Annotated in this window: 13 protein-coding genes; 11 read left to right on the top strand and 2 right to left on the bottom strand. The window is 27.3% G+C overall.

Annotated features, from left to right (window positions below; genetic code table 11):
• The first annotated feature begins 247 nt into the window (after nucleotides 1–247).
• Nucleotides 248–2,422, top strand: a complete 2,175-nt coding sequence (locus IC219_RS03585) for a molybdopterin-dependent oxidoreductase (protein WP_227830619.1) — start codon at nucleotides 248–250, stop codon at nucleotides 2,420–2,422.
• Between the two features lie 13 nt (nucleotides 2,423–2,435).
• Complete coding sequence (locus IC219_RS03580) at nucleotides 2,436–2,867, top strand: 4Fe-4S dicluster domain-containing protein (protein WP_227830618.1); 432 nt, start codon at nucleotides 2,436–2,438, stop codon at nucleotides 2,865–2,867.
• Nucleotides 2,868–3,037: 170 nt separating this feature from the next.
• Here the strand turns inward: IC219_RS03580 and IC219_RS03575 are convergent, their stop codons facing one another.
• Nucleotides 3,038–3,790: an AAA family ATPase gene (locus IC219_RS03575; RefSeq protein WP_227830617.1), complete on the bottom strand. Its 753-nt coding sequence runs from the start codon at nucleotides 3,788–3,790 to the stop codon at nucleotides 3,038–3,040.
• A 356-nt stretch (nucleotides 3,791–4,146) separates the two neighbouring features.
• Here IC219_RS03575 and IC219_RS03570 point away from each other — a divergent pair, with 356 nt between their 5' ends.
• The 4 genes from IC219_RS03570 (at nucleotide 4,147) to IC219_RS03560 (ending at nucleotide 6,386) form a co-directional block, all read left to right on the top strand.
• A complete protein-coding gene (locus IC219_RS03570) occupies nucleotides 4,147–4,626 on the top strand; it encodes a DUF2975 domain-containing protein (protein ID WP_227434827.1) in 480 nt (159 codons plus the stop codon).
• A 489-nt stretch (nucleotides 4,627–5,115) separates the two neighbouring features.
• On the top strand, nucleotides 5,116–5,250 hold the full coding sequence (locus IC219_RS21625) for a hypothetical protein (protein WP_255612862.1): 135 nt from the start codon (nucleotides 5,116–5,118) through the stop codon (nucleotides 5,248–5,250).
• A gap of 43 nt (nucleotides 5,251–5,293) precedes the next feature.
• On the top strand, nucleotides 5,294–5,503 hold the full coding sequence (locus tag IC219_RS03565) for a hypothetical protein (protein ID WP_227830616.1): 210 nt from the start codon (nucleotides 5,294–5,296) through the stop codon (nucleotides 5,501–5,503).
• A 133-nt stretch (nucleotides 5,504–5,636) separates the two neighbouring features.
• On the top strand, nucleotides 5,637–6,386 hold the full coding sequence (locus IC219_RS03560; RefSeq protein WP_227830615.1) for an amino acid ABC transporter ATP-binding protein: 750 nt from the start codon (nucleotides 5,637–5,639) through the stop codon (nucleotides 6,384–6,386).
• A gap of 201 nt (nucleotides 6,387–6,587) precedes the next feature.
• Here IC219_RS03560 and IC219_RS03555 read toward each other — a convergent pair whose 3' ends face one another.
• Nucleotides 6,588–7,304: a Crp/Fnr family transcriptional regulator gene (locus IC219_RS03555; RefSeq protein ID WP_227434946.1), complete on the bottom strand. Its 717-nt coding sequence runs from the start codon at nucleotides 7,302–7,304 to the stop codon at nucleotides 6,588–6,590.
• A gap of 163 nt (nucleotides 7,305–7,467) precedes the next feature.
• On the opposite strand from IC219_RS03555, the gene IC219_RS03550 reads away from it, so the two are divergent.
• The 5 genes from IC219_RS03550 to IC219_RS03530 all read left to right on the top strand — a co-directional run bounded on the left by IC219_RS03550 (nucleotide 7,468) and on the right by IC219_RS03530 (nucleotide 13,599).
• A complete protein-coding gene (locus tag IC219_RS03550) occupies nucleotides 7,468–8,196 on the top strand; it encodes a 4Fe-4S binding protein (protein ID WP_227434824.1) in 729 nt (242 codons plus the stop codon).
• 63 nt (nucleotides 8,197–8,259) lie between these two features.
• Nucleotides 8,260–9,852, top strand: coding sequence for a hydroxylamine reductase (gene hcp, locus IC219_RS03545; protein WP_227830614.1), 1,593 nt, complete (start codon nucleotides 8,260–8,262; stop codon nucleotides 9,850–9,852).
• A 399-nt stretch (nucleotides 9,853–10,251) separates the two neighbouring features.
• Nucleotides 10,252–11,163, top strand: coding sequence for a patatin-like phospholipase family protein (locus IC219_RS03540; protein WP_227830613.1), 912 nt, complete (start codon nucleotides 10,252–10,254; stop codon nucleotides 11,161–11,163).
• A 191-nt stretch (nucleotides 11,164–11,354) separates the two neighbouring features.
• On the top strand, nucleotides 11,355–12,308 hold the full coding sequence (msrA, locus tag IC219_RS03535; RefSeq protein ID WP_227482529.1) for a peptide-methionine (S)-S-oxide reductase MsrA: 954 nt from the start codon (nucleotides 11,355–11,357) through the stop codon (nucleotides 12,306–12,308).
• Nucleotides 12,309–12,468: 160 nt separating this feature from the next.
• Nucleotides 12,469–13,599, top strand: a complete 1,131-nt coding sequence (locus IC219_RS03530; RefSeq protein ID WP_227434820.1) for an XRE family transcriptional regulator — start codon at nucleotides 12,469–12,471, stop codon at nucleotides 13,597–13,599.
• Nucleotides 13,600–13,729 lie beyond the last annotated feature (130 nt).

Raw genomic sequence — 13,729 nt, 5'->3', positions numbered from 1 at the left:
ACCTCACTGTATATATTATAATCTAAATCTATTCAATTTACACTCTAAATACAGTGTTTAAATTAAAGCATATATAAATAGCTTTTATCTATTGCAAAATATATATAAATAACAATTTGCTATTAGATTTTTATTGTAATCTCCTGTAAACTAGGAGTGAAAAATAATGATTTAAGTAGTTTATAAATGTATATAAAATTTAATTATTAAAAACATATTTTAAGTTTATGATATTTAAATTAAAAGAATGTATAATAATTATAGTGTTTTATATTTATCATTGGGAAAGGAAGATATTGATATGGATAGTTATAAATTGATTAAGGCTAAGATACCATGTAAGGAAACAGGAATAGAAATAAAGAAGACTTTATGTGATATTTGTTCTCCAGGAATTCATTGTGGAATTGATGCATATGTCAAAGATGGCAAAGTAATAAAAATAGAAGGAACAAAAGAGCATCCAATGAACAGAGGGTTGTTGTGTACAAAGGGGCTTTGTAATAGAGAATATATGTATCGAGAAGATAGAATAAAAACACCACTGAAGAGGATTGGAAAAAGAGGTGAAGGAAAGTTTAAGCCAATATCATGGGAAGAAGCTTATAGTGAAATAGGGGGAAAATTAAATAAAATAAAAGACGAATATGGAGCAAAACATGTAGCATTTTTTACAGGGTATGGAAAGTGGTATAGACCGTTTTTACAAAGGTTTGCATCTTCATTTGGTTCTCCTAATTATGGTACAGAATCAAGCTCCTGTTCAACATCAGCACAGATGGCTGGAAATGTTGCAACTGGGAGAAATTTTACAATGCAGGATATGGAAAATGCAAATACTTATTTAGGTTGGGGGTTTAATCCATACTACTCTAAATTTTTAAATAGTGTAAATTTAAGTAAACTAAAGGAAAAAGGTTTAAAATTTATAATTGTAGACCCTAGGATAACACCAACAACTCAAAAAATAGCAGATTTGCACTTGAGAGTTAAGCCTGGTACTGATGGAGCTTTAGCTCTAGGAATGGCTAATTTATTTATAGAAAAAGATTTGATAGATAAAGAATACATAGAAAAACATGTACATGGGTTTGATGAATACAAGAAATATGTAAAATTATTTGATTTAGATACTGTCAACAAAATTACAGGGGTTTCTAAAGATGATATAGTAAAAGCTGTAGAGATGTTATCGAAAGGTCCATTTTGTATAAATGAAAGTGCTGCTCCAGTAGTTCATCACCAAAATGGATTTCAAAATTATAGGGCAATGATGTCTCTATCTGCTATAACAGGTAATTATGATAAAATTGGAGGTAACATACCAAAACAAGATTATTTTGCTGGTAAGGTAGGAGGATTTCAAACATTAGAAAAAGAGTTTGTAAAAGAAGTGCTACCTAAAAATATAAATGAAAGAATTGGTGGGGAAAGATTTCCTCTTTGGAATGAAATGGTAAATCAATTTCAAGCTATGGATTTAACTCGACAAATAGAAGAAAAGACACCTTATGAAATAAAAGCATTGTTTTGTCATGGTATAAATGCTAGAATGTTTCCTAATTCAGGTAGGCTTTTTAACGCTCTAAACACTGTAGATTTCTTTGTCAATATAGATTTATTTATGACAGATGCATCAAAATATGCAGATATACTTTTACCTGCATGCACATCTTTTGAAAGAGAAGAATGTAAGAGTTATCAAGGTGGATATATTACATATACGAAAAAAGTAATTGATACATTATATGATTCAAAATCAGATGTAGAAATACTTTCTGACTTAGCAAATGTTATGGACATAGATGATGATTTCTTAAAAGCAGGTTATGAAGCAAGTATAAGACATATGTTTAAAGGAACTTGTGTAGATGTAGATGAACTTAAAGAAAGTGATTTACCATTGAAATGTAAAGATTTTAAATCATATGAGGTAGGTTCGTATACAATGGAAGGTTATGATACTAGTACATCTAAGTTTGAATTAAAATCTACAATTATTGAAAAATATAAAGATTTTGGATTAGATACATTACCAACATACAAAGAATTTAATGATGATATAGATGAGTATAATTACCTATTAACATCAGGTGCAAGAATTCCAAATGCATTACACTCAAGACTTCATGATGTTAAGCTTTCGAGAATATTAAAAAATGAGGCTAGTTGTGATATTTCTAGTTTAGATGCAAAAGACTTAGGTATTAATAATGGAGATTATATAAAAATAACTACTAAAATAGGAAGTTTGAATGTTAAGGTCAATGTTACTGATAGAGTTTTATATAAAAACATACATATGTATCATGGATATAGAGAAGCTGATGTAAATAGTATCATCTGTGATAATTTTGACCCTTATAGTGGATTCCCTGCATATAGAAGTTGTAAGTGTAAGATTGAAAAAGTGAATAAATAATTGGGGGGATATAATGAAAAGTTTATTTGAATTCAATAAAGAGTTATGTACAGCATGTGGGGCTTGTTTGCTTGCTTGTATAGACCAAAATGATAATGACATAGATAAGGGTGAATTTTTTAGACATGTATTTACAGTGGAAGAAAAAGAAAAGGTAGAGTATTTTTCATTATCATGTGTTCATTGTGATGAAGCAAAATGTGTAGATGTATGTTCTAAAGATTGTTTTAAAAAAGAAAATAAATTTGTCATATTAGATAATCAAGATTGTATAGGATGTAAACTTTGTGAAAAAGCTTGTGAATATGGAGCTTTGATTTATGGAAATGATGGTAAAGCAAACAAGTGTAATGGTTGTGTTGAACGAAATGAGTGGGGTATGGATGCACCTTGTGTAATGGTATGTCCTACAGGAGCATTAAAGTTTAATATGGAAGTAGATTAATTATAAATTATAATTTATACTAAGATGTAAAATGAACTTTGTAAAAGACTACATTAAATTTGTATTATAACTAATTTAATGTAGTCTTTTTATGTATATACTTATAAAATAAAAAATTGAGATAGTTAGAAGTTTAAATTTTTATTTTAAAAAGTTTGTCTTATGGATTACTAATCAATTAACATGTTTAAGAATTTTTCTTTATGATTTAAAAAATCTTGAGTAAGTTGATAATTTTCACTATCTTCGCATTTAACTTTATTAATGCCATTCTCATTTATTTCATAGATGATTGAATTAGGATAACAAATTAATATGGGTGAGTGTGTTGCTATGATGAATTGGCAATTTTGGGTTACTAATTCGTGTAATCTTGTTATAAAAGCCATCTGTCTAGCAGGTGAAAGTGCTGCCTCTGGTTCATCTAATATATATATTCCTTCTTTAGAAAATTTATGAATAAATAATGAGAAGAAGGATTCACCATGAGATTGTTCATGCAATGATACTCCTCCATAATAGTTTATAGTTTTTATTCCTGACGAAAACCTAGAAGCTTTATCTATTGCAGTAGCTACATTATAAAAAGATTCAGCTCTCAAAAAAAAATTTTGCTTAGGTTTTTTAGGTCCTTTTGTGATTGTTATATATTTATGAAGTTCAGAGTGGCTATTATAAGTACTAAAGCCAAAGTTTTTTGTCCCACCTTCAGGGTTGAATCCATATTCAATAGCTATTGCTTCTAATAATGTTGATTTTCCACTTCCATTTTCACCAATTATAAAAGTTACGTTTTTATGAAACTCAAGTTGATATAAGTTTTTTACTATTGGTAGATTAAATGGATATTCATTTATACTATGTATACCTTTTCTGTTTAGTTTAACTGACCTAATATATTGATTTATTTTTTCAGCATTCAAATTTAAAACTCCCTTTTATTGATTTTAATATACTTATTATAACTTAAAATTAGTGACTATATTTAGGTTTTTATCTAATAAATTTTAATATAGATATTAATAATTTTTAAATTGAAATCTAGATATTAATAATTTTTAAATTGGAATCTAGATATAGATATTCATAGTGTTAATTATCAGAAACCTTACACTAACAACAGATAATTTTAATTACTCTTAAAATATTTACTTAGGAAATTAAAATATTTTATATTTTTAACAATAAAAATATATCTTTTATTATAAAAAAATTATTGAAAAACGATATTGTATGATGTAGTATATAATATATAAAATATTTTAAAGGAGTTGATATAGTGTCTGATAAATTTATAAAAAATCTATTAAATGGTATATTACAAATTTTATTTTTTCTTTTAGCATTAGTACTTTCTGTAGGAGGAATTAAAGGCTTTAGTTATATTTGTTTTAGTGGTGAAGCAACTATACAAAGTTTTATATCTGGTATGTTAAGGTTTTCTTTGGTTGTATCATATTTTATTATAGTAAAGTCATTGTTAGAAATATTAAATAGTTCTGAATATAGCTTATTCATAAATGAAAATGCAAAAAGATTTAGACTTATTGGCTATCTTTTACTTTTAAATTCTGTTATAGAATTTAGTTCAACTTTCGGTACTACTGGAACAGGAATGAGGTTCCTAGATTTAGGATTCGGATTTTACTTTACAGTCCCAACTCTTGTATATTTTGTGGTTGCTCTTATGAGTTTTGTGATTTCAGACGGATTTAAGAAGGCAATAAAGATAAAAGAAGATAATGATTTAATTATTTAGGAGGCACACTATGTCAATTATAGTAAATTTAGACATGATGTTTCGATAACTCTATATTTATGTTTAGTATATGGTAATAAAATATTTAATATATACTCAGTCTTTATTTTAATATATCCAGTATTCGTTCCATCACTACATCCATAATAATTCTTCTGAAGTAAATGATACACGAGATATATTTAATTCTTTACTAAATTTTTTCGTATCTAATTTTTTATTGATTAATATACAGTCTTCCACGGAGGTTGATTTGCAATAGCAGTAATGATATGTAAATATCTATATTACAACTTTTTCATATGTTTTAATTTTATAAAAACGAGTTAGACAGCCCAATCATATTAAATAAATTTGATATTAAAAAGGGCTATATAAGTGGGTAAGGAAATAGTTTTTTTCTATTGGAAAAATAAATAAAATTCTATTATAATTTAATATGTGACAAAAGTTTGCAAAAAACAACATTAAGTGAGGGGGACTTATTTTATGATTTTTAACATGAAATATTTTTTGGAATTATTTCCAATAATAATGAAATCATTCAATGTAACTGTGATTTTAGCAATAAGCTCACTGATATTTTCATTAATTATAGGAACGATAGTAGCGTTATTATCTTAGAAGAAAAAGTGCTTTAAAAATACTTGGAGATGAAAATATTGAAATGATTGATTTTTCAGCAATGACAGGTGAAGATTTTGCTATTTATATGAAGGAAAGACCTGGTTTATTTATGTATATAGGGGTAGGAAATAAAGAAAAAAATATAAATTACAGACTTCATAATAACAAGTTTAATATAGATGAAAAATGTTTAAGCACAGCATCTTCATTATTTGCACAACTTGCAGTAGGTTATCTTTGTCAATGTTAGATTATAATTATAAGAATATATTCTATTTAAAAATAAAATGACTAAGTTATTTTTAGATTTCAAATTAACATATTAATTTTTAGTATCAAATATGTGATTAGTCTATTATATTTATTAAAAAAGGTGGATACTAATGATAAAAGTAGAGAATTTACATAAAAGTTTTAAAGGTACAGAAGTTCTTAAAGGTATAAATTTAGAAATAAATCAAAGTGAAGTAGTAGCTATACTTGGTCCATCTGGAACAGGTAAATCTACGTTACTTAGATGTTTAAATTATTTAGTTGAGCCTACAAAAGGAAAAATAATGATTGGAGATGTAAAAGTAGATGTAGAAAAAGCAACAAAAAAGGATATAGCAAATTTAAGAAAACATACATCTATGGTATTCCAAAATTATAACCTATTTAAAAATAAAACAGCATTAGAAAATGTAATGGAAGCATTGATAGTAGTACATAAAAAGAGTAAACAAGAAGCTAGAGAAATTTCGATAAAATTAATAGAAAAAGTTGGGATGTTAGATAGAAAAGATTTTTATCCATCAAAGTTATCTGGAGGTCAGCAACAAAGAATAGGTATAGCTAGAGCGATGGCAGTAAATCCAAATGTAATATTATTTGATGAACCAACATCTGCACTTGACCCAGAACTTGTTGGAGAAGTTTTAAGTGTTATAAAATCGCTTGCAAAAGATGGAATAACAATGCTTATTGTGACTCATGAAATAAATTTCGCAAAAGAAGTTGCTGATAAAATTATATTTATGGATAATGGTGTGATAGCTGAAGAAGGAACTCCTGATGAAATATTTAATAATCCAAAAAATGAAAGAACGGCAAAATTTTTAAATATTATTAGGAAAGAAGAAGTATTTAATTAAAAACATATAATTGAAGTATGTCTTAAGACATATGAGATACTTTCATAAAAGTAAGCTAATTAACATACAAAATTAATAGATATCTTAATTTATATAATTAAGATATCTATTAACTTTTTGAGTAAAAATATAAATTCTAGATTTAGACGTAATGCCTATAATTTGAATTAATTAAAATTATGTGTATTGAATCATATAAGTTTAAATATCAAACTTATTTTGGAAACAAAAGATTTCAAACTTATTTTTGTTAAAAGATAATAGACCTTCATCTCTCATTTTTCCAAGTTCTCTTGACATAGAACTTCTATCAACACATAAAAAGTCAGCCATTTCATTTCTTGAAAAAGGGATTGTAAACTTATAGTTACCCGTTCTCTCTATTTGATTTGAAAAGTACATGAGCAATTTTTCACGAGTTGTTTTACAAGAAAGCAACTCTATTTTGTTATGAAGTAAAATATTTTTTTCAGCTATTAATTGTAACATATTTTCAACAAGTCTATTGTGAAATTCACATGTAGACGAGCAAATACCAGTCACACTTTTAAACTTTATAAATAGAACTTCACATGAAGATGTTGTCACTACTGTTACAGTACTTTTATGTAGTCTAGTGCAAGCAAACACCTCTCCAAATAAATCACCAGGTAAAAGTTCAGCCACAATATTTCTATTACCTTCAATATCTTCTTTTATTATGTGTGCACTTCCCTTAAGCATAATTCCAATAGAAGTCACTTCATTTCCTACAGAAAATATTATGTCATCTTTTGGATAAGTCTTATCAGTAACACCCAAACATTCTAACATTGCTTCAAGTTCATCATCTTTAATCCCTTCAAACAGAGAAATCCTTCTTAATAGATTTATATGTTTTTCTAAAAATTTTTTCAAATAATCACTTCCTTGTTGCATATGCAACCGATAATTTCTTTTCATTGTACTATACTAAATTTATAAAAGCAAGGAGATATAAAAATCCTGATACAAAAATCTAAAATAAAAAAGACCTATGTCTTAAAAATAAATATCTAGTAAAGTAGTATTTTAAACAAAAAAATTTTATGAGGTGATATAAATGATTAGAAAAATAATTAAAATTAATGAAGAAAAATGTAATGGTTGTGGATTATGTGTTGAAGCTTGCCATGAAGAAGCTATAGGTATGGTAAATGGAAAAGCAAAACTTTTAAGAGACGATTATTGCGATGGTTTAGGAGATTGTTTACCAACTTGTCCAACGAATGCAATTTCATTTGAAAATAGAGAGGCTGCAGAATATGATGAAGAAGCAGTAAAAGCAAATATGGAAGCAAAGAGAGCACAAAAAGAAAATTTAGCATGTGGATGTCCAGGTTCTCAGTCTAAGTCTATAAAAAGACAAGATTTAGATACTATATCTACAAATAACAATATAGTAATGGAGGCACAAGAGTCTCAGCTTAATCAGTGGCCAGTGCAAATAAAACTAGTACCTGCTAATGCATCATATTTAAAGAATGCAAGTCTTTTAATAGCAGCAGACTGTACAGCATATGCATATGGAAATTTCCATAATAAATTTATGAAAAATAAGGTTACATTAATTGGTTGCCCTAAACTTGATGAAGTTGATTATGCTGAAAAACTTACAGAAATTTTAAGATTAAATGATATTAAAAATATAGTGGTAACACGTATGGAGGTACCTTGTTGTGGTGGTATCGTAAATGCAGTTAAAACAGCCCTACAAAATAGTGGAAAGATGATACCATGGCAAGTAATTACTATATCTGTAGATGGGAAAATAGTAGATGGAGAAATCTAATTAAGTAAATCGTAAACAATTTAATAAATTTTAATAAATAAAATTAAATGGGAGGAATAAAAGATGGAGAATATGTTTTGTTTTCAATGTGAACAGACAGTTGGTGGTAAAGGATGTACTATAAATGGAGCTTGTGGTAAAAAAGGGGGAACAGCTAATTTACAAGATGAACTTACAGGAGTATTAATTGGACTTTCAAGAGCAACTGTTGGAAATAAAAATAGACCAACAAGAGAAACAGATAAAGTTATGATAGAAGGATTGTTTACTACTGTAACAAATGTAAGTTTTGATGATGAAGCTATAAAAAGACAAATTGAAAAAATTGAACTAGCAAAAAGTGAACTTGTACCTAGATGTTCAGATTGCTCAACAACTTGTAGTAGAAATGATAACTATGATATGAAGAATTTATGGAATGATAATGAAGATATACGTTCATTAAAATCATTAATTTTATTTGGATTAAGAGGGATGGCTGCTTATGCTTATCATGCAATGGTACTTGGATATACAGATAAAGAAGTGAATGACTTTTTCTACGAAGGGTTAATAGCAGTTGGAGAAGACTTATCTAGTGATGAACTTTTAGGATTTGTAATGAAAACTGGGGAAATAAACTTAAAATGTATGGAATTACTTGATAGAGCAAATACCGAAACTTATGGAACACCAGAGCCAACTCAAGTACCTATGAAAATTGAAAAAGGTCCATTTATTGTAGTTACAGGGCATGACCTTTATGATTTACACAAATTGCTAGAGCAAACAAAAGATAAGGGAATAAACATATACACTCATGGAGAATTATTACCAGCACATGCATATCCAAAATTAAAAGAATATAAGCACTTAAAAGGAAATTTTGGTACAGCATGGCAAAATCAACAAAAAGAATTTGACAATATACCTGCTCCAATACTATTTACGACAAACTGTTTAATGCCTGTTAAGGATAGTTATAGAGATAGAGTATTTACTACAGAAGTGGTTGCTTATCCTGGTATGGTTCATATTGGAGAAGATAAAGATTTTTCTAGTGTAATAGAAAAAGCACTTGAACTTGGAGGATATAAAGAAGATATGCATATGACTGGAATAAATGGAGGTGATATGCTAACTACTGGTTTTGCAAGAGGAACAGTTTCATCTGTACAAGATACAGTAGTAGAAGCTGTAAAAAATGGTGACATAAGACACTTTTTATTAGTTGGTGGTTGTGATGGTGCAAAACCTGGAAGAAATTATTATACTGAATTTGTAAAACAAGCTCCTGAAGACACTGTTATATTGACTCTTGCATGTGGAAAATATAGATTTAATGATTTAAATCTTGGAGAAATAGGTGGTTTACCACGTTTAATGGATATGGGACAATGTAATGATACTTACAGTGCAATTCAAGTGGCTATTTCATTGGCAAATGCTTTTGAATGTGATGTAAATGAATTACCTCTTAGCATAGTTCTATCATGGTATGAACAAAAAGCTGTTTGTGTACTTCTTACATTGCTTTACTTAGGTATAAAAAACATCTATATAGGACCTTCTTTACCAGCGTTCTTGTCTGAAAATGTATTGAATATATTGGTTGAGAAATTTGCTTTAACTCCTATATCTACTCCAGAAGAAGATATGAAAAAAATATTAGGATAAAGAAAATACGCTTAGCTGATAAGGTATAAATTTTATAATCAAAGTATTATTAAGATTAATTATAATTAACATAAATAAGGGGTGGCTTTGTATAAGGTCAACCCTTATTTATATTTTTATGGTCTATTACTAAAGTATATATTATTTTAATCAATTATTTATAATAAATCATACTTTTAAATATTTATAATAAATCATACTTTTAAACTTATAATACTTAAAATATGTGTATAGTACAAACAAATAAAAAGTATAGTTTTAATAGTGCAGGATACTGAATTTAATTATAGAAAGAGGAACTTTGTAATATAGAATTTGCATAATATATATATATTATAGTGTAATTATTTTAACTAAAATTTAAAATATATAAGGCATTTTATATGGGGGTATGTATATATGAAAAATTCGAATTTTAATATATTAACATTCGATGGTGGTGGATTAAAGGGAGCATTAAGTATATCCATACTTGAGAGAATAGTAGAGGAGTATCCAAGTTTGTTAAATAACATAAATATGTTTGGAGGAACATCTACAGGCAGTTTGATTGCATTAGGGCTTGCATATGGTGTAAGCCCAAAAGAGATAAAGACTCTCTATTCAATTGAAAATTCAAAGTATATTTTCAACAAAAGTTATGCAGAAATGCTCAGACCAAAGTATGAAAATAAAAATTTAAAGGAAATTTTACTAAGTATATTTCCAGAAGACTTAGAATTGAAAGATTTAAGTAAATTAGTCATGGTACCAAGCTTTTATATAGGTAATGAAGAACATTCATGGAAGCCTGTATTTTATAATAATATGCCAAATTCTCTTAATAAAACTAGTAAAGTTGTGGATGTAGCAATGGCAAGTAGTGCTGCACCAGTATTCTTTCCAACCTATAATTGTCATGTTGATGGTGGTATAATAGCAACTGACCCAAGTTTAGCATGTATAGTTTATTCAATTGACAGTGGACTTAAGCTAAATTATAAAAATACAAGACTTTTTTCTATAGGGACTGGATATGTATATAATAGTATAAAGACAGATACAACTGAATGGGGAGCTATTGACTGGATAATCAATAAGGAGCCAGACTTACCAATTATATCTGTTACACTAGAAGGGAACTCTCAAATGAGTCAACTATTTTCTCAAAAACTTCTTGGAGATAATTACTATAGGTTAAATCCTAAAATGGAGAGAGATGTAGCTATGGATGATTGTGATTCACTAGAATATTTAATATCTCTAGGTGAAAACTGTGATATAAAAGATGCATTTGAATGGATAAATAAAAAAGGTTTTTATAAAAATTAGGTATAGTTTTTCATTATATTTATAAGTAGAAAATTTTTATAGTTTATAATTTTGATAAAAGATTTTGTAATTTTAAATACTTTAATATCATATAGTATTTTCTAAATAAAGTAAAAAATAATAAAATACAAGATTATTAAGTTACTTCTTAGGGAATAAATAAAATATAATTTTTTTAAGGAGTGATGAAAATGATAAAACTTGCTACTTTTGCAGGTGGGTGTTTTTGGTGTATGGTAAAACCTTTTGATAAATATGATGGGGTTATAAAAGTAGTTTCTGGATATACATCTGGTCATGTTGAAAATCCTACATATCAAGAAGTATGTTCAGGAACAACTGGCCATGTTGAAGCTATTCAAATAACTTATGATGATAATATAATAAGTTATGATGAACTTTTAAATATATTTTGGAAACAAATTAATCCTACGGATGATGGTGGACAATTTGGTGATAGAGGAACTCAATATAAAACTGCTATATTTTATCATGATGAAGAGCAAAAAAATACAGCTTTGAAGTCAAAAGAAAGCTTAGAAAATAGTAAAATATTTGATAGTAAAATAGTTACTGAAATAATTCCAGCAACTAAATTTTACGAAGCAGAAGAAAATCATCAAGATTATTATAAAAAAAGACCATTAAATTATAATATGTATTATAAAGGTTCAGGAAGATATAATTTTGTAAAAAGTTATTGGGATGGAAATAATGTAGATAGGGAAGCGTTAAAAAAGACTTTAACTCCTATTCAATTTGAAGTTACTCAAAATGACATGACAGAAGTACCTTTTGAAAATGAATATTATGATAATAATGAAGAAGGTATCTATGTGGATATAGTAAGTGGAGAGGTTTTATTTTCTTCAAAGGATAAATTTGATGCAGGATGTGGATGGCCTAGCTTTGCAAAGCCAGTTATAGATAAGTCTATAATTGAAAGAAGTGATTTTTCACAAGGCATGTATAGGGTTGAAGTAAGAAGTGCTAAAGGAAATTCTCATCTAGGTCATGTTTTTGATGATGGGCCAAAGGAACTTGGAGGTTTAAGGTATTGTATAAATTCTGCTTCTCTTAAGTTTATACCTAAAAAAGACATGGAAGAATTAGGATATGGAGAATATTTAGAGCTTTTTAAATAATTAAAACTAGTTATATCATATATTCAGATTAGAGATGGAAATATAAATTTATGTTTTCATCTTTTGTTTTTTTGCCAATAATATGATAAATTATTAATTGTAATGTTATAATTTATATTTGTATGACTAAAGAATTTAATTTTTGAAAGAGAGAAAACAAATGAATTTAAAAGACTTTAATGGAAAAAGATTAAAATCAGCTAGAGTTTTTAGAGCTAAAACTCTAGAGCAGTTATCTAAAGAAACTAAAATAAATAAAAAAGATTTACAAGCTTTTGAAGAAAATAAGTATGTTCCAAATATTGAAAATGCATTAAAATTATCAAATATATTAAACTTCCCAAAAGAGTATTTTTATAAAAACGAAAGTATAAATGTTATTGTGGAAGATAGTCATTTTAATCCTCAATCTAAACTTCCTAGAGTGGAGGAAATTTCTTATAGAGAAAAAATAATAATCATTCATAAAATATACTCGTTTATGGAAAGTTATATAAAATTTCCAAAAGAAAACTTACCAAATAGAAAACTAATTAAGGATGTTAATATAAATGATATAGAAAGTCTTGCTAATAAGACTAGAGAACTTTGGAATTTAAACAACAATCCAATAGTAAATATGGTAAGTTTATTAGAGGCTAATGGGATTATAATATCAGGAATGAATGTAGATAGAAAAGGAGCAACCGTATTTACTCAAAAACAGAGAATAGGTAAAGAAACTAAATATCTAATATCTCTTGGGAATGATAAAAAATCAGCATCAATTAGAAACTATGATTTAGCCTATGAGCTTGGATATATAATATCAAGTCAATTGGGAATACCAAATAAGCAATTCTTAGCAGATGAATATGCCTGTGCATTTTTGCTTCCAAGAGAGACTTTTTTAGAAGACTTGGTTTATCCAGAAGACCTAGATTATTATGTAGAACTAAAGCAAAAATGGATTGTACCTATATCTGTTATGATTTTTAGAGCATACAATTTAGGTGAGATAAGCTATAAAAAGTATAATTATCTTATGAGCGAAATGGATAAACGAGGATGGTTAATAGAAGAACCATTAGATAAAATGAAGGGTGTAAGTCCAGTATATTTAAAAAAAGCAGTCGAATTACTGATAGAAAACAAAATAATGAACACAGACAATATAGTATCAAATTTAGGAGATATAGGAATAAGTCTTTATCCAGAAGACCTAGAATTATTGATGGGATTGAAAAATGGACTCCTATCTCAAAATACAAAGAAAAAAAGTAAAGTTATAAAATTTGATGGGAAAAGATAAATTAATATTTTAATATTGAAAGATAAAAGCAGGTATTTATGATTTAAATTTAAGGTTTATTAAGATAATTTTTTATCATAAGAAATTTACCTGCTTTCAATATTAAATTTGAGATACACTTAAAATATGC

Source organism: Clostridioides sp. ES-W-0018-02 (assembly GCF_020658175.1).
Classification (GTDB): domain Bacteria; phylum Bacillota; class Clostridia; order Peptostreptococcales; family Peptostreptococcaceae; genus Clostridioides.
Note: the sequence above shows the minus strand (reverse complement) of the source record. Positions and strands in the feature narration are given on the sequence as shown.

Coding starts and splice junctions, on each gene's coding strand:
- hcp (WP_227830614.1), top strand. CDS start 8,260: ATGGAGAATATGTTTTGTTTTCAATGTGAACAGACAGTTGGTGGTAAA.
- IC219_RS03585 (WP_227830619.1), top strand. CDS start 248: ATGTATAATAATTATAGTGTTTTATATTTATCATTGGGAAAGGAAGAT.
- IC219_RS03560 (WP_227830615.1), top strand. CDS start 5,637: ATGATAAAAGTAGAGAATTTACATAAAAGTTTTAAAGGTACAGAAGTT.
- IC219_RS03580 (WP_227830618.1), top strand. CDS start 2,436: ATGAAAAGTTTATTTGAATTCAATAAAGAGTTATGTACAGCATGTGGG.
- IC219_RS03565 (WP_227830616.1), top strand. CDS start 5,294: ATGATTGATTTTTCAGCAATGACAGGTGAAGATTTTGCTATTTATATG.
- IC219_RS21625 (WP_255612862.1), top strand. CDS start 5,116: ATGATTTTTAACATGAAATATTTTTTGGAATTATTTCCAATAATAATG.
- IC219_RS03555 (WP_227434946.1), bottom strand. CDS start 7,304: ATGCAACAAGGAAGTGATTATTTGAAAAAATTTTTAGAAAAACATATA.
- IC219_RS03540 (WP_227830613.1), top strand. CDS start 10,252: ATGAAAAATTCGAATTTTAATATATTAACATTCGATGGTGGTGGATTA.
- IC219_RS03550 (WP_227434824.1), top strand. CDS start 7,468: ATGATTAGAAAAATAATTAAAATTAATGAAGAAAAATGTAATGGTTGT.
- IC219_RS03530 (WP_227434820.1), top strand. CDS start 12,469: ATGAATTTAAAAGACTTTAATGGAAAAAGATTAAAATCAGCTAGAGTT.
- msrA (WP_227482529.1), top strand. CDS start 11,355: ATGATAAAACTTGCTACTTTTGCAGGTGGGTGTTTTTGGTGTATGGTA.